13 protein-coding genes are annotated in these 15,718 nt (G+C 72.1%); 2 read left to right on the top strand and 11 right to left on the bottom strand.

The genetic code is table 11. From position 1 onward, the window contains the following. Positions 1–37: 37 nt before the first annotated feature. The 10 genes from EV190_RS18635 to EV190_RS18590 form a co-directional block, all read right to left on the bottom strand. Positions 38–427 carry a hypothetical protein gene (locus tag EV190_RS18635; RefSeq protein ID WP_133742881.1) on the bottom strand — a complete coding sequence of 130 codons (390 nt, stop codon included), beginning with the start codon at positions 425–427 and terminating at the stop codon, positions 38–40. 180 nt (positions 428–607) lie between these two features. After that, complete coding sequence (locus EV190_RS18630; protein ID WP_133742880.1) at positions 608–1,567, bottom strand: oxygenase MpaB family protein; 960 nt, start codon at positions 1,565–1,567, stop codon at positions 608–610. Positions 1,568–1,721: 154 nt separating this feature from the next. Next, positions 1,722–2,309 (bottom strand): GTP-binding protein, encoded by a 588-nt coding sequence (locus tag EV190_RS18625; RefSeq protein WP_133742879.1) that lies wholly within the window; start codon positions 2,307–2,309, stop codon positions 1,722–1,724. Further along, positions 2,290–2,664 (bottom strand): DUF742 domain-containing protein, encoded by a 375-nt coding sequence (locus tag EV190_RS18620; RefSeq protein WP_133742878.1) that lies wholly within the window; start codon positions 2,662–2,664, stop codon positions 2,290–2,292. Before EV190_RS18620 ends, EV190_RS18625 begins: the two co-directional genes overlap by 20 nt. A gap of 12 nt (positions 2,665–2,676) precedes the next feature. Next, positions 2,677–3,117 (bottom strand): roadblock/LC7 domain-containing protein, encoded by a 441-nt coding sequence (locus tag EV190_RS18615; RefSeq protein WP_133742877.1) that lies wholly within the window; start codon positions 3,115–3,117, stop codon positions 2,677–2,679. Beyond that, positions 3,117–5,690: a sensor histidine kinase gene (locus EV190_RS18610; protein ID WP_133742876.1), complete on the bottom strand. Its 2,574-nt coding sequence runs from the start codon at positions 5,688–5,690 to the stop codon at positions 3,117–3,119. Before EV190_RS18610 ends, EV190_RS18615 begins: the two co-directional genes overlap by 1 nt. A 395-nt stretch (positions 5,691–6,085) precedes the next feature. After that, positions 6,086–6,481: a DUF3592 domain-containing protein gene (locus EV190_RS18605; protein WP_133742875.1), complete on the bottom strand. Its 396-nt coding sequence runs from the start codon at positions 6,479–6,481 to the stop codon at positions 6,086–6,088. Positions 6,482–6,489: 8 nt separating this feature from the next. Then, entirely contained in the window at positions 6,490–7,122 is a 633-nt protein-coding gene (locus tag EV190_RS18600) for a hypothetical protein (RefSeq protein ID WP_133742874.1), read from the bottom strand. Positions 7,123–7,135: 13 nt separating this feature from the next. Next, the gene (locus EV190_RS18595; protein WP_133742873.1) at positions 7,136–8,959 is read right to left on the bottom strand and encodes a substrate-binding and VWA domain-containing protein; all 1,824 of its coding nucleotides are present in this window, start codon (positions 8,957–8,959) and stop codon (positions 7,136–7,138) included. Positions 8,960–9,338: 379 nt separating this feature from the next. Continuing rightward, entirely contained in the window at positions 9,339–10,778 is a 1,440-nt protein-coding gene (locus EV190_RS18590; protein WP_133742872.1) for a GuaB1 family IMP dehydrogenase-related protein, read from the bottom strand. A 260-nt stretch (positions 10,779–11,038) separates the two neighbouring features. Here EV190_RS18590 and EV190_RS18585 point away from each other — a divergent pair, with 260 nt between their 5' ends. Continuing rightward, positions 11,039–11,980: a CDP-alcohol phosphatidyltransferase family protein gene (locus EV190_RS18585; protein WP_133742871.1), complete on the top strand. Its 942-nt coding sequence runs from the start codon at positions 11,039–11,041 to the stop codon at positions 11,978–11,980. A gap of 320 nt (positions 11,981–12,300) precedes the next feature. Here EV190_RS18585 and EV190_RS18580 read toward each other — a convergent pair whose 3' ends face one another. Further along, positions 12,301–13,437: an acyltransferase family protein gene (locus tag EV190_RS18580; RefSeq protein WP_133742870.1), complete on the bottom strand. Its 1,137-nt coding sequence runs from the start codon at positions 13,435–13,437 to the stop codon at positions 12,301–12,303. A gap of 343 nt (positions 13,438–13,780) precedes the next feature. Between EV190_RS18580 and EV190_RS18575 the strand changes: the two genes are divergently transcribed. Beyond that, positions 13,781–15,667, top strand: coding sequence for an amidohydrolase (locus EV190_RS18575; protein WP_133742869.1), 1,887 nt, complete (start codon positions 13,781–13,783; stop codon positions 15,665–15,667). The last annotated feature ends 51 nt before the right edge of the window (positions 15,668–15,718 follow it).

Here is a 15,718-nt window from a genome sequence, read left to right as displayed (position 1 = left end):
AGCTTAAGCGGCACGGGGACCGCCGCGTGCCGCCGGCTCACCGGCCGATGCGCAGCCCGCCGGGGCCGAAGTCCATGTCGCGGCCCTGGATGACGGTCGCGGTGTCCGAGACGCCGCCGTGGACGGTGTTGACGACCTCGCCGCCGCCGATGGCCAGGTGCGGCCGCAGCCGGTCGGCAAGCTCCCTGACCTCGGGGTCGTCCTCCCGCGCGGCCGCGAGGTGCCCGGCGAGCGCGCGCACCGAGGCGGGCACCTCGCCGTTCTCGTCCCGGGCGGCCTCCAGCGCCTCCAGCGCCGGGGGCCGGTCCGCGAAACGTTTGCGCAACGCTCTGCGCAGTCGGACCAGAAGCCCCCTGGCCGCCTCGTCGAGATCGCCGGCGACCCTGCCGGCGACAGCGGTCGCGATGGCGATGCTGACCTCGTCCATGCACTCTCCACACGCTCGGGAAGCCTCGGTCCACCACCCTGGCACAGATGGCGAACCGACTCCAGACCGCTTCCGGTCACGGCCGGCCCCGAGGGCCCCCCACCGGTGTTCTCGACGCCGGAGCCCTCCCGGAGCGGTCCCGGAGGCCCCCGACGTCGAGGCCGTCGAGAGGGAGGGGCCTCAGGGCCGGGTGGTCGACTCGTCGGCGGCCTTGGCCTGGCCGGGGGCGGGGACGCGGGCGCCGGTCGCGGGGACCTCGGTCGTGACCATGCCGTGCGGCACCGGGCAGCCCGTGGGGAAGGTGCCGATCCGCCGGGGGTCGTAGCCGTCGGGGTAGCTCACGATGTTCGGGTTGGCCGAAACCGGACGGGGTTCCCTGCGCGGCGGCATCAGCCGCACGACGCGGGCGCGCGCACGCAGCCCGAGGCGCGCCGCGGTCCGCCAGAACCTCGACGGCTCCTCGTACCCGAACGCCTTGACCAGCCGGTCGTCCAGCAGGGCCTTGGTGAACGGGCGGACGACCGGCCGCTGCCAGCGGGGGAAGAAGTCCACCATCAGGTCCAGGGTGGCGTCGGCGACGGCCCGCCCGCCGTCGGTGTAGGCGAAGTGCGCGGCCTCGTAGGACTCGAACAGTTCGTGGAACTCGTCGTAGGTCTCGGGGATCTCCTTGATCCCCATGTGCCTGCCGAGCGTCCGGTAGTAGTTGGTGAGCGCGGCGACCTCGTGCTCGCTGAGGCGGCGCCAGCCGTAGCCCAGGTCGTTCAGCCAGCGCACCGGCATGACCACGAAGGTGCTCAGCACGTACCGGTAGTCGTCGTTGCTGATGTCGTAGGAGCGGTGCATCTGGTTGATCCGGCGCAGCGCGTCCCGGCCGCGTCCCGGTTCGAACCCGTGCTCCATGATGTCGGACAGCAGAAGGGCGGTGTCGTCGTAGCGGTGCTGCGTGCGCCGGGTGAACTCCTGCGTCCGGTCCAGCAGCTCGCCGATGCCGGGCACGGCGTAGGTCCGGTACAGCGCCAGCCCCAGCGCCTGCTCGATGTCCCAGGGGAACTCGTGGTTGCTGATGATCAGCGCGATCCGGCGGCAGTCGGCCTCCGCGTCGAGTCGGTGGATCTCGTCGTACCAGTCAAAGCGCTTCATGGGGGACCTCTCCAGCTGGTTGCCTTGCCGGGCGGGCCCGTCGCCGTCCGACGACGAGGGCCGCCCGCTGCCACGGTAGTGCTGTCGCACCGGGAACCCGGTCCACGGCGCGACCCCTGCGGCCCGTCCGCTCGCGGAACGGGGCCGCAGGGGGTCAGACAGCGCCCGAAACGGCCTCCTCGACGTGTCTGACCAGTGTGACCAGCGCTTCCTTGCTCGACGCCCGGACGCGCGCGTCGCACAGCAGGACCGGGACCGGCGCGGGGATGCCGAGGGCGTCGCGCACCTCGTCCGGTTCGTACCGGTGCGCGCCGTCGAAGCAGTTCACCGCGACCACGAACGGGATCCCGCGCCGCTCGAAGAAGTCCACCGAGGGAAAGCAGGTCTCCAGCCTGCGGGTGTCGGCGAGCACGATCGCCCCCAGCGCGCCCGCGGCCAGCTCGTCCCACATGAACCAGAACCGCTCCTGGCCGGGCGTGCCGAACAGGTAGAGGACCAGGTCGGAGTTGACGGTGATCCGGCCGAAGTCCAGGGCGACGGTGGTGGTGGTCTTCTGCTCCACCCCCGACAGGTCGTCCACGCCGAGGCTGGCCTCGGTCATCAGCTCCTCGGTGCGCAGCGGGTTGATCTCGCTGACCGAGCCGACCATGGTCGTCTTGCCCGCGCCGAAGCCGCCCGCGATGAGGATCTTGAGCGCCGCCGGGATCGGGGCGGGTCTGCTCTCAGAGTCGTTGGATGCCATCGAGTACCGCCTGAAGTACGTCCCGGCTGACCGGGCTCTGCGTCGTGTAGGGGGCGCGGGCGAGAACGTGGCCGCGCGCGATCAGGTCGCCCAGCAGCACCTTGACCACGGCCACCGGAACGTCCAGATGGGCGGAGACCTCCGCCACCGACAGTGGTCGGCGGCAGAGGTCGAGGATCGCGAGCTGCTCCGGCTCCAGGGACATCTCGTCCACCTCGCCGCGGGCGGCGATGACCACGCTGATCATGTCCAGCTGGACCGTGTCCGACCGCTCGCGCCCCCAGGTCATGACGTACGGCCTGACCAGGGAGCCGCCCTCCTCCGGACCAGGGTCCAGCGCGTGCTCGTCGGACATGGCTGCTCCCCGCTATCGCGTCGTGTTCTCTGGGACGTGGCCATCAGCCGTTCCCTCGTGGGCGTGGCGGGGCGCGGCGTCGAGGAAGCGCCCCACCTGTTCCACGAGCACGTTCATCTCGTACGCGACGAGGCCGACATCGGAGTCCTCGTCGGCGATGACCGCGAGGCAGGCGCCGCGGCCCGCACCCGTCACGAACAGGTAGGCGTGCTCCATCTCCACGACCGTCTGCAGGACGTGGCCGCCGTTGAACTGGCGGCCGGTGCCCCGGGCCAGGCTCTGGAAGGCGGAGGCGACCGCTGAGAGGTGCTCGGCGTCGTCGGTCGCCAGCCCCTTCGACTTGCCGATGAGCAGGCCGTCCGAGGACAGCACGATCGCGTACCTGGCGCCGACCGCACGCTCGACGAGCTCGTCGAGCAGCCAGTCCAGGTCCCTGGGAGCGTTGTTCGTCACTATGAATCCTTCTCGGTGTCGTTCAGACGCTTCCGGCCGTCCTCGCGGCCCTTGCGGGTGCCCTCCTGGAAGGCCGTCAGGTTCCGCCGGAGCTTCATCGGGCGCTCCGGGTCCTCGACGGTGTCCCCGGCCGGTCCGGCCGGGGATGGTTCGCCGTCGGAGTCCTCGACCAGTTGCGGCGCCAGGTTCACCTGGGGGACGCGTCTGGGCAGAGGAGGCCGCCCGCCGGAGGGCGGGGCGGGCTCTGTCGGGGTGGCGGGCGGCTCCGCCGGGGCGGCGGGCGGCTCCGCCGGGGCGGCGGGCGGCTCCGCCGGGGTGGTTCCCTCGTACTCCGGTTCGTAGCCGGGGAAGGCGTTCACCCCGGGGACGCGCTGGGGGAGCCGGCTGAGCTTCCCGGCGGCCGGTCCGGCCTCGGCGGGCGGCTCCGCCGGCTGGTCGAGCATGTCGCCGCCGACGATCTCGGGCGGGGGGACCGGGAACCGGTCGCCGGTGTTCGAGGCCCGGTCCCTCCCGTCCTCGCTCGCGCGCAGCGGCCGCGGGTCGGCGGAGCGCGTGAACGGCAGGGAGGGGGCCGTCTCGTCCGGGGCGGGGAGCTCGGGCGCCTCGCTGTCGGACGCGGAACCGGTGCCGCCGGCGATCAGGCCGGCCGGCAGCAGCACGATGGCCTGCACGCCCCCGTACGGCGAGGCGCGCAACCGGACCTTGATGTCGTGCCGCTGGGCGAGCCGCGAGACCACGAAGAGGCCGAGCCGCATCTTCTCGTTCAGCCGCATCACGTCGAACTCGGGCGGGGTCTCCAGCAGCGCGTTGGCCGCGGCGAACTCGTCCTCCCGCATCCCCAGGCCGCGGTCCTCGATCTCGATCGTCACCCCGTTGGGGACCTGCTCGCTGCGCAGGTGCACCTTGGTGTGCGGGGGCGAGAACGTGGTCGCGTTGTCGACCAGTTCGGCGACGAGGTGGATGACGTCGGCGACGGCGGCGCTGTGCAGCGAGACGCGCGCGATCCGCTGGCGCTTGACCCGGGTGTAGTCGCCCGACTCCGAGATGGCGCCGCGCAGCACGTCGATCAGCGGCATCGGCGTGTGCCAGGTCCGCCCGGGGCTCTCGCCGCCCAGGATCAGCAGGTTCTCGGCGTTGCGCCGCGCGCGCGTGGCGAGGTGGTCCAGCTTGAACAGGTCGGTCAGCTGGTCCGGGTCCTCCTGCTCGCGCTCCAGCCTGTCCAGCAGCCGCAGCTGGCGGTGCACCAGGGTCTGGCTGCGGTGCGCGATGTTGAGGAACACCCGGTTGACGCCCTCGCGTAGCCGGGCCTGCTGCACGGCGGCCTCGATCGCGGTGCGCTGGGCGGCGTTGAAGGAGCGCCGGACCTGGCCGATCTCGTCCTCGGAGCCGCCCGGTCCGGGGACCTCCGACTCGACGTCGACCGGCTCGTTGCGGCCCAGCCGCCGGATCAGGTCCGGGAGCCGGTGGTCGGCCAGTTCCTGGGTGTCGTCCCGGAGCCGGTGGAGCCGGGCGACCACCTGCTTGGACGAGCGGGTCGAGACCACCAGCGCCAGAGCGGACACCACGGCGACGCCGAGGCTGCCCAGGACCGCTGTCAGGACCGTCCGCGCGGTGACGGCGTTCTGGATCTCCGTGGCGTACCGGGCCTGGTCGGCGCCGATCCCGGTGTAGGCCTCCTTGGCGGGCAGGTACACCGCCCGCCACTCCTCCTCGGTCACCGGCATGGTCAGGACCTCGGTGGTCTCACCGGTGAGCACGTCGACCTCGCTCCCGACGGTGCGGTCGGAGATCCGCCCGGTGAGCTGGGTCAGCTGGCCGAACTCGTCGCTCGAACGCAGGTCGTCGAGCGCGGCCGTCTCCTCGGGGCCGAGGTAGTCCCGGACGGCCTCGATCATGCCCTGGTAGGCGCCGGTCAGCCGGATGAACTCGTTCTGGTCCTCGCGGGTGAGCTCTCCGGTCGAGAAGGCCCGGGACAGCTGCGCGTCGGACTGGGCGAGCAGGTCCAGGGCCCGGAAGACGTAGGTGGCGCTCAGGGCGGGACCCACGGTCCGCTCGTTGGGGAGGTGCCGGGACTGCTCGTCGAACAGGTCGGCCCCGGCCTGCATCAGCGTGTTGTAGTACTCCTGGACGTCGCCCCGGGACGCCTGTCGGGAGTCCACCAGGGCGCGGATGTCGGAGATCTCGTCGAACCGGTTCCGCAGGTCGATGATGCGCTGCTGGACCGGTTCGGGGGACAGCGAGAGAACGCCCTCGAAGCGGCCGATGACCTCGGTCATCCGCTCGTCGGCGTCGGCGCGGGCGGCTTCGAGGTCCCCGTCCGTGCCCTCGTCCGCCGGATGCTCCAGGTGGGCGATGGTCGCGGAGCGCTCGTCCATGACCGAGACCAGGGCCAGCGCGGCGGGGATCAGCATCTGTTCGGTCCCGCGCGAGACCGTGTACTGCAGGACGGCCCCGTAGGCCAGGTAGCCGCTGACGATCAACCAGAGGACGATCAGCGCCGAGGTCGGGGCGAGGACGATTCTGCGGAGGCGCGACCTGATCGAGGGGTCTCGCCTCTTCTTAGCTGCCTGCACTGCTCTCCTATGGATCCTGGATCGCTGAGCACACCGGGGCGCGGCAAGAAAGGGGACGCCGCAGGGGCGGGGGGATTCGGATGTGTCCCCGTCGCGGGGAGGGAACGCCGGTGCCTCGCCGCGACGCTCGTGCGGGAACGCCGGGGGGAGCGGGGACCAGCAAACGGGATCGTATCGCTGTGGTTGAAACCGGTTCATCCTCGGGTGGGGGGTTCGAGCTGGGAGGATTCGGGTGGGCGCGCTTCGACCAGGGCTCTCAACTGCGCGTTCGCGAACGGGACGGGCGTCTGGAACCGGGAGGCGGGAGGAAAGCGCGAACACGAAGAATTACCGAATAGTTACAGATCTGTTCGCGCGGTCCGGTGCGGCGGGGTTCGTCCGGAAGGTCGGCGCCGTCAGGCCCAGGCGAGGTAGCCCAGCAGGCAGCCGATGAGCAGGACCCCCGCGGCCAGTGCCACGAATATGCCGCGCGGCCACGCGCTCATCCACGGTCCGGAGACGACGCGGGCCCGCCTGGGGTCCCGCGGATCGTAGGAGACGGTGACGAGGTCCCCGTAGCGGGCCGCCGACCACGAGGTGTTGTCGTGGGCGGCGAGGATCTCCTCGCCGTCGTCGGTGTGGAACCGCACGATCATCCGGGCCGTTCCGCTGGTCTCCTGGTAGCCGACCACCTCGCCCACGGCCTGCTCGCCGCGCGAGCGGAGCCGCCGCGCGCCGAGGATGTCGCGCAGCAGCCACAGCAGCGACGACAGGCCGATCCCGATGGGAAGCAGAGGGTAGAGGGTGTCCATGGGATTCGCTAGGGGACCGGAGGGCCGGGTGAGGGTTCGGGGCCCAGGACGTCGTCGACGATCCGCTCGCCGATGTCCACCCCGTAGCCGATGGTCTCCAGCGCGGCGGCGAGCTCGTCCAGCGCTCCGCCGCCGGCGGAGAGGTGCCGGGCCGAGAGGATGCCCTCGAAGCGCGCGACCGTGTTCTCCAGGTCGCTCGTGGCGGCCTGCGTCCGGTGCCGGACCTCGTCGTACCGCCCCTGGACGTACTGGGCGTACTCGTGCTCCCGGGGGTCGCCCGACAGCGTGTGCGACAGGCTCGCCAGCTCGTCCGAGCGCCGGGACAGGTGGCTGATGGAGGCGGCGATCTCGTCGACCCGCCAGAGCATCCGGTCGACCGGCGGCTCCGCGGACAGCGGGGCCGCCAGCTCCCGGAAGGCGGCCGCCGCGCTCCGCGCGCGCTCCGCGCACCCGGTGTCCGGCACGGGGACGAGCGGATCGGGCGAGGCGAACAGGAAGCCGAACACCAGGATCGTGGTCAGCCAGATGATGACGCCGATCACGGCCGCGGCCCACACCGGGAGCCCCACGGCCCAGGCCAGCCCGCCCGCGGCGGCCCCGGCCATGAGCCACCACGGGTTGGCGAATCTGCGCGACTGCATGTCCTGGTCGTCCTCAGAAGTTGGAGATGACGGCTTCGAAGATCTCGTCGATGCTCTCGGGGTCCGAGGAGTCGTAGGCCGCCGCGTCGGTGGCCTCGGCGATCCGCGCCATCGTGTCGAGGTCGGCGTCCTCACCGTAGCCGATGGTGAAGATCCGGACCCCCTCCTCCCCGGACTCGGTGCTGATCCCCTCGATCAGCTCGTCCATGCTGATGCCGTTGAGGTCCTCGTTGCGGCCGTCGGTCAGGAACACCACCGCGTTGATGGCGTCGTCCCGGCTGTTCCCCGCGATCAGGTCGTGTGCGGCCAGCGCGGTGTCGTGCAGGCCGGTGCCGCCCCCCGGCGGCAGCCCGGAGATCCGCTCGTTCAGCCGGTCGCGCCGGGACGCGCCGTCGACCTCGTCCTGGAGCGCGCCTATGGGGACCAGCTCGCGCCAGTCCTGGCCGTTCTCCTCCAGGTCGGTGCTGAACATCCACAGGCCCACGCGGTCGGTGTCGGAGAACTCGCCGATCGAGGTGGCGGCGGCCTCCTTGGCCAGCTCCAGCCGGGTGGTGCCGGTGCCGGCGACGTCCTCCTGCATCGAGCCGGAGGTGTCGATGACCAGCAGCACGTTGGCGGGCTTGCGCAGCTCGGCCCAGTTGTCCAGCATCTCGCCGAGGACCCCCGAGGACGGCGGGGACAGGAGCTGGGAGGGCTGCTCCGGAAGCACTCCGTTGGCCTCGGACAGCAGGTCGCCGGTGGCGCCCTCGTGGTCGCGGAAGGCGTTGTCCCTGAACGTCTGCTGGGCCTCCTCGCCGAGCAGGTACTCCAGGAATCCCTCGGCGGCGGCGCGCCTGGCCTCGTCCACCCAGTCCAGGACCACGTAGGGGTGGTCCGACATCAGGGTGCCCTCTTCGGGGTAGATCGCGACGAGGGGCACGTTCGGGGCCTCGCCCTGGCCCGCGGTGTCCGGGTCGCCGCTGGGGTTTCCCCGGTTGTAGTGCACGACCGACATCTCCTCCACCGCCACGGCGGAGATGTAGGTGAGGCCCTGCCCCTCGGCGTCGGCGCGCTGCAGGTTGGCCAGGAACGTCATGGTGATGTCGCCGTAGTGCACGATGGAGCGCTCCACGCCGCTGACGAACGCCCGGGTCTCGCTGTCCTCGATGTCCTGCGTGGTCAGGTCGGAGGTGAGTCCGGTCGCCGCGAAGTAGGTGCCGATGGTGGCGTTCAGGCCGGAGGTGGAGTAGTTGGGGTTGGTCTTGCCCATCCGGAAGTCGCCCCACTCGGGATGCCCCCGGGAACCCCAGCCGTCCTCGCTGTCGGCCAGTTCCAGCAGGTCGGACCAGCCCAGGCTCTCCTGCGGCCAGCCCAGCGCCTCGGCCATCGGCCGCGGCATGGCGATGACCAGCGGGGAGTTGGCGACGGAGGGGGCCTCCTCGGGGATCAGCGACGCGTTGTCGGCGGCGGCGGTCCGGTCCCGGGCGACCTCCACCCACCCGGAGCCGGCCGGGGCCCACACGTCGGGGCGGGCGCCGTACTCGGCCTCGTCCCAGCCCCCCTCGCTCAGGGCGTCGAGGGTGAGGCCGGAGGACTGCTCGACGACGGAGACGTCGACGCACCCCTCGTCGATCCGGGTCCCGCTGTAGTCCTCGGCGAACTGCCGCATCAACCCGGACTTCTCCGGGGAGGCGGCCACCGTCAGCCGCACGGAGTCGCCCGAGCAGCCGAACAGGGAGGGGACGCCGGCTCCGGTGGAGACCCATCGGACCAGGGCGATGACGACGATCGCGACGACCGCCACGATGACGTAGGGAAGTATCCGCCGACGCCGTGCCGGTGGTGCGCTGTATGCCAATGGAATCCCGTCCTAGAGCCGCTTCCCCTCTTAGAGGCAGGCTAGGGGGTTTGGGTTGCATTCCGGACGCGAATCCGCTCCAAGGCCGACAAGCGCCGGGAGCGGGCGGTCGCGGTCCTCCCCGGGTCATCCTCGGGGAGTACCCCGGACCCCCTCTTTCGACAGGGGCGCGGGTACCCCGAATGACGGATGTGCCGGTACGAACCGGGTTCGTACGCTGGGGGAGCGCGGCCGCCGCGTTTACGGGAACGCGGGGTGCGGCCGCCGCGGCGGCAGCGGGGACGGGACAGGCACGCTCCGGCCCCGTAGAGCAGGCGGTCCCGGGGGAACCCGGAACCGCCTGCTCACGCCGTGGGGAGCCGCCGACCGCCGGGGGCGCTCACCAGCTGGTCGGAACCGGCCGGCCCTCGTTGTACCCGGCGGCGCTCTGCACGCCGACGGTCGCGCGCTCGTGGAACTCGGCCAGCGTCGCGGCGCCCGCGTACGTCATGGAGCTGCGCACGCCCGCGATGATCTCGTCGATCAGGTCCTCGACACTGGGGCGCTCGGGGTCCAGGTACATCCGCCCGGTGGAGATGCCCTCCTCGAACAGGGCCTTGCGGGCCCGGTCGAAGGGCGAGTCGTCGGCGGTGCGCAGCCGGACCGCGCGGGCCGAGGCCATGCCGAAGCTCTCCTTGTACAGCCTGCCCTGGGCGTCGCGCAGGACGTCGCCGGGCGACTCGTAGGTCCCCGCGAACCAGGACCCGATCATCACGTTGCTCGCCCCGGCGGCCAGCGCCAGCGCCACGTCGCGGGGGTGCCGCACGCCGCCGTCGGCCCAGACCGACCTGCCGAGTCCGCGGGCGGCGGCCGCGCACTCCAGCACGGCCGAGAACTGCGGGCGGCCCACGGCCGTCATCATCCGGGTGGTGCACATGGCCCCCGGCCCGACCCCGACCTTGACGATGTCGGCGCCCGCCTCGACCAGGTCGCGGGTGCCCTCGGCGGTGACGACGTTGCCCGCCACGATCGGCACCCGCGGGTCCAGGGCGCGCACCCTCTTCAGCGCGTCGACCATCTTCTCCTGGTGCCCGTGCGCGGTGTCGATCACCAGGGTGTCGACCCCGGCCGCGAGCAGTTCCGCGGCCCTGCCCGCCACGTCGCCGTTGACGCCCACCGCGGCGGCCACGCGCAGTCGCCCGCCGTCGTCCAGGGCGGGCCGGTACAGGGTGGCGCGCAGCGCGCCGGTGCGGGTCAGCACGCCCACGAGCGCGCCCTCGGCGTCCACCACCGGGGCGAGCCGGTGCCGGAAGTCGTGCAGCGTGCCGAACGCCTCCTTGGGATCGGTGTCGACCGCCACGGTGAGCAGGTCCGTCGACATGACCTCGCGCAGCTGGGTGAAGCGGTCCACGCCGGTGCAGTCGGCGTCGGTGACCACGCCCAGCGGGCGGCGCTTGGCGTCGACGACGATGACGGCGTTGTGCGCGCGCTTGGGCAGCAGGTTCAGCGCGTCGCCGACGGTCTCCTCAGGGCCCAGGGTGATGGGGGTGTCGTGCACCAGATGGCGCTGCTTGGTCCACCGGACCACGTCCGCCACGACGTCGAGCGGGATGTCCTGCGGGATGACGGCGAGACCGCCGCGCCGGGCCACGGTCTCGGCCATCCGGCGGCCGGCGACCGCGGTCATGTTCGCGACGACGACGGGGATCGTGGTTCCGGTACCGTCGTGGGACGCCAGGTCGACGTCCATCCGTGAGCCCACGGCGGAGCGCCGCGGGACCATGAACACGTCGCTGTAGGTCAGGTCGTGGGCGGGGACACGGTCGTTCAGAAAGCGCACGCGGCTACCTCGGTCGTTCTGCGGGGGCGGCGCTCGGGGACAACCGAAACCGAGCCCCAGACCCCTCCTGGTCGTCAATTATGACTGCGGTTGACGGAGGTTTCGATCCTGATCTGTCAGGATCGTGCTGATCCACAAGACAGGCCTGGGCCGCCACAGCCCGTTTCCCGCCCTTTCCGGACCGTCAGGAAGCCGTGCTGCCGACCCGACGGCCGCGGCGGCGCGTACGGCCGACAGGACATCCACAGGAGACCAAGAAGATGACGCCCTTCACGTTCGCCGACGTCCGCGAGCAGACGTACAAACCACGTGACGCCTGGTGGACGGTGTTCCTCGTCGACCCGCTCGCCGGGCGGCTGGTCGTGGTGACGGCCAACCGGACGTCGATCACACCCAACCAGCTCACTCTGGGGGCGGGGGTGCTGGGCCTGGCCTCCGCCGCGTGCTTCGCGATGGCGACGTGGCCGTGGCTGGTCGCGGGCGCGCTGCTGTTCCACCTCAGCTTCGTGCTGGACTGCATGGACGGCAAGATCGCGCGGCTCAAGGGCACCGGCTCGGTGTTCGGGGTGTGGGCGGACTTCGTCTTCGACCGGATCCGGTTCTTCGGCTGCATGCTCGCGCTGCTGATCGGCCAGTGGGCGCACACGGGCGAGGTCGTCTACCTGCTGCTCGCCCCGGTGGCCACGTTCGTCGACATGCTGCGCTACCTCAACGGGCCGGAGGTGGCCAAGGTCCGGCGGACCATGCGGTGGCAGCTGAAGGCCGCGGCCCTCGGGCACCGGGTCGAGGCCGAGCACGGGGACGCCGAGAGCACCGACCACGACGACGCCGGGAGCGTCGACCCCGGTGAGGAGACCGAGGAGGGGGCCCGCGGGGTCGAGGCGCCGAGGAAGGAGGCCGTCGCCGACGTGAACGCCGGTTTCGGGGCCAGGTTCCGCGGCTACGAGAGGGTGCGCGCCTCGCTGCTGCGCAGCCGGGTGCGGCCGCACCTGTTCAGCGGCATCGAGTTCGAGATGTTCGTCTGCGTGGTGGCGCCGCTCACCGCGGTCGTCTCGCTGTTCACCCCCTGGGACAACCTCGTCGTCCCGGTGGTGGTCTTCTCGGTCTTCGCGCTGCTGCTCTTCGAGGCGGTCCTGGTCTACAAGCTGTGGCTGGCCACCCGGAGCTTCGCCAGGGAGATGGCCCGCCTCGCGGACGGCTAGGGAAGCTCCGGTGCGGGGGTGGTTCGGCGTGCCGGTGCTTCGGGTGGGGCTTTCGGCCTCATGTCGTGCGGGTCGCGGGGTCACGGCGGGCGGCGACGGCGGGTGGGGGTCGGGGCCGCGCCCGTGATGTCCGTCGCGTGAGGGTTCCGTTGACGGTCGTGGGCTTTCGGCCTTTCCCGGCCCCGAAACGGGCGGAAAGCCCACGACCGTCAACAAGACCACCGGTGCCCGAATCCACCCCCGCACCGGAGCCTCTCCGGCGGTGCGGGGCCGCCGCTGCGGAGGCCCGGCACCGCGTGTTCCGGGACCGCGGGCGCGGATCAGGGGCGCGCGGCGTCCGCCCGCTGGTCGGCGACCCGGTGTCCGGCGTCGCCCGGGGCGACGGCGGCTTCGGGCTTCCTCTGCGCTCTGAACAGCCACGACGCGTGCGGCTCGACCAGCGGGCGCAGGGCGGCGCGGACCCACGGCAGGCAGAAGAGCAGGGTCAGCGCCAGGCCCAGGACGAGGTTGGCCGCCACCCCGACGGCGCCGTCGGCGAAGGCGAGGTCGTACCAGCCGAAGTGCTCCACGAACCGCAGCACCAGGGTGTGCCCCAGGTAGATGTAGAGCGTGTGGGCGCCGAGGCCGGTGACGACGGTCGCGCGGCGGGGGGTCAGGGCCAGGAAGACCACCGACATCACCAGGGACGAGGCCATGCACGCGATCCACAGGAGCAGCCCGGGGCCGAACGGGTCGATGTCGCGGCCGGGCAGGCTGTCCCGCCAGAAGAACCAGTCGAAGCTCAGCCGCTGCGACGCGGGGACCGCGACCACCGCGGACACCACGAGCAGCAGGGCGGCCACGGCCTTGACCCAGGCGCGCTTGAGGAGGTCGAGGTGCTCGGGCCGCAGTGACAGGCCGACCACGAAGAACGGCAGCAGGCTCAGGACCCGGCCCAAATCCAGGACCGGGCCGATTTCCGCGAACGCGGCGGCGACCGAGACCAGCACGGCCGTGGTCACCGGCCAGCGCAGCCGCTTCCACACCGGAACGCTCAGGCGCCAGATGAAGAGGGCCACCAGGAACCACAGGGTCCACGGCGGGTGGAGCGGGGAGTCGGGGACCCCCAGGTCCAGCAGGTGGGCGATCCCCACGTGCACCGCCCAGAAGAGCAGGTAGGGGACCGCGACGGTCAGGACGAGCTTCTCGACCCGCTTGGACGAGCCGTCGAACGACCGGGAGAGGAAGCCGCTGATGATGATGAACGCGGGCATGTGGAACACGTAGATCCACATGTAGACCGCGTCGGCGACCGGGGTGCCGCGGATGGGCTCGATCGAGTGCCCGATGACCACCAGGGCGATGAGCAGGAACTTGGCGTTGTCCAGGAGCGCGTCGCGCTGCCGGGGGGCGGGAGGGGCGGGGGCGGTGGACGGGGGCGGGGCAGTGCCCGGCGGGGGGCTGGTCGTCGAGGCCACGGGGTCTCCGGATCGCGGTTCGGGGACAGGGCGGCATCATCGCGGACCGGTTCGGTGAACACGCCATAGCGGATGATGCTATGAATCACCCAGGGAAACACTGGGAATCCGCTGAGAACAGTGCAGACACTACCCCGTGTCGGCCGGGCCACTCCCGGGGCCATCGTATTCGCGTGGACGCGGAGAGTGAAGGAACGGCGTGGTGCGGCCGTTCCGTCCGACGAGGTCCGTGTTGAGATTCCCGACCGGGGCCGAGAGAATCGACCAGAGGGGCGCGCGGGTCCCACGCGGGAACCGCACGGTCCGTCCTTCCCGAACCGAAGTCATGAAGGCGGTGGCAGCGATGCCGCAGGCGGTCGATCCCCGACGTGTCGCGGAGCACGGCAGCGAGGTCATGCGGCTCGTCGACGAGATCTTCCCTCTCGTTGAGGGGTTCTATGTCGACCTGCACAGGAACCCGGAGTTGTCCCACCAGGAGCACCGCACCGCGCGCGCCGTCGCCGAATGGCTCTCGCGCGCGGGCTACGAGGTCGCGACGGGGGTGGGCGGCACCGGCGTCGTCGGCGTCCTGCGCAACGGCGAGGGGCCGACGGTGCTGCTGCGCGGCGACATGGACGCCCTCCCGGTGGAGGAGAAGACCGGCCTGCCCTACGCCAGCACCGCGTACGGCACCGACGCCGACGGGCAGGAAGTGCCGATCATGCACGCCGGCGGCCACGACGCGCACACCGCCTGCCTGGTCGGCGCGGCGGACCTGATGGCGGGCTCCCGCGACCGGTGGAGCGGCACCCTGATGATCGTCGCCCAGCCGGGCGAGGAGACCCTCGACGGCGCGAGGGGCATGATCGAGGACGGCCTGTACGAGCGCTTCGGCCGCCCCGACATCGCCCTGGCCCAGCACGTCGGGCCGCAGCCCGCGGGCATGGTCGTGCACCGCGCCGGGATCATCCTGGGCGCCGCGTCGACCATGAAGGTGCGCGTCTTCGGCCGCGGCGGCCACGGCTCCCAGCCGCACACCGGCGTCGACCCGGTGGTCATCGCCGCCACCATCGTCACCCGGCTCCAGGCCATCGTGGCGCGCGAGATCAACCCGAGCGAGATGGCCGTGATCACCGTCGGCGTGCTGCGCGCCGGGACCAAGGCCGACATCATCCCGGACGAGGCCTACCTGGAGATCAACACCCGCTCCCTCAACGAGCAGGTGTCCGAGCGGCTGCACTCCGCCATCGAACGCGTCGTCAGGGCCGAGGCCGCGGCCTCGGGCGCGCAGCGCGAACCCGAGGTCACCGTCGTGCACTCGACCGGGATGACCCGCAACGACGCCGAGCAGACCCGCGCGCTGGCCGCCGCGCACCGCGCCTACTTCGGCGCCCCCTACGTGATCGACATGCCCGAGCCCTCCACCGCGAGTGAGGACTTCGGCGAGTTCGGTCTGCCCGGAGACCCCGACCCGGTGCCGTACGTCATGTGGTTCGTCGGCGCCACCCCGCACGAGGTGTGGGCCGCCGCGCCCGGCGACACCCCGTTCGACAAGCTCACCGCGGTCCCCGGCCACCACTCGTCGGGATTCGCCCCCGACCGGGAACCCACACTGCGCGCCGGGCTCGCCGCGCTGACCATCGGGGCGCTGTCCTACCTGGGCCGCTCCTCGGGACCCGGCCGCGCGGTGTCCGGCCTGGCCGCGGCCACCCACCAGTCGCTCACGGGCGGAGGCGCGAGGGCCGACGCGACCCAGGGCGCGGACATGGACGCGTTCCTGGGTGACGAGGACGAGGAGGAGTCCACGCAGAGTGCGGACATGGACGCGCTGCTGGGTGACGAGGACGAGGTCGAGTCCACGCAGAGTGCGGACATGGACGCGTTCCTGGGTGACGAGGACGAGGTCGAGTCCACGCAGAGTGCGGACATGGACGCGTTCCTGGGTGACGAGGACGAGGTCGAGTCCACGCAGAGCGCGGACATGGACGCGTTCCTGGGCGACGACGAACCGGGCGAGCCCGCCCAGCGGGCCGGCGCGGACGAGCTCCTGGACCCTCCGCCGCCCCTGCGCGGCCCCACCCAGGGCACCGAGACCGGCCCGTCGGGGTCGCTGAGGCCGCCCGCGCCCACCGGTCCCGCGTTCGCGGCCCCGCCGCCCTCGGCCCCGCCGCCCTCGGGCCCGCCCGTCTCGGCCCCGCCGCCCCCGCCCGAAGCCCGGCCCTACCCGGACGAACCGCCGTACCGGTTCTGAGCCGGGGAGCGAAGAGGACACGGCCGCGCCGGTCCCCCGTCCACGCCGAAG

Origin of the sequence: Actinorugispora endophytica (genome assembly GCF_004363075.1) — a bacterium.
Taxonomy (GTDB): domain Bacteria; phylum Actinomycetota; class Actinomycetes; order Streptosporangiales; family Streptosporangiaceae; genus Actinorugispora; species Actinorugispora endophytica.
This window is presented reverse-complemented; position numbering and strand designations above follow the sequence as displayed.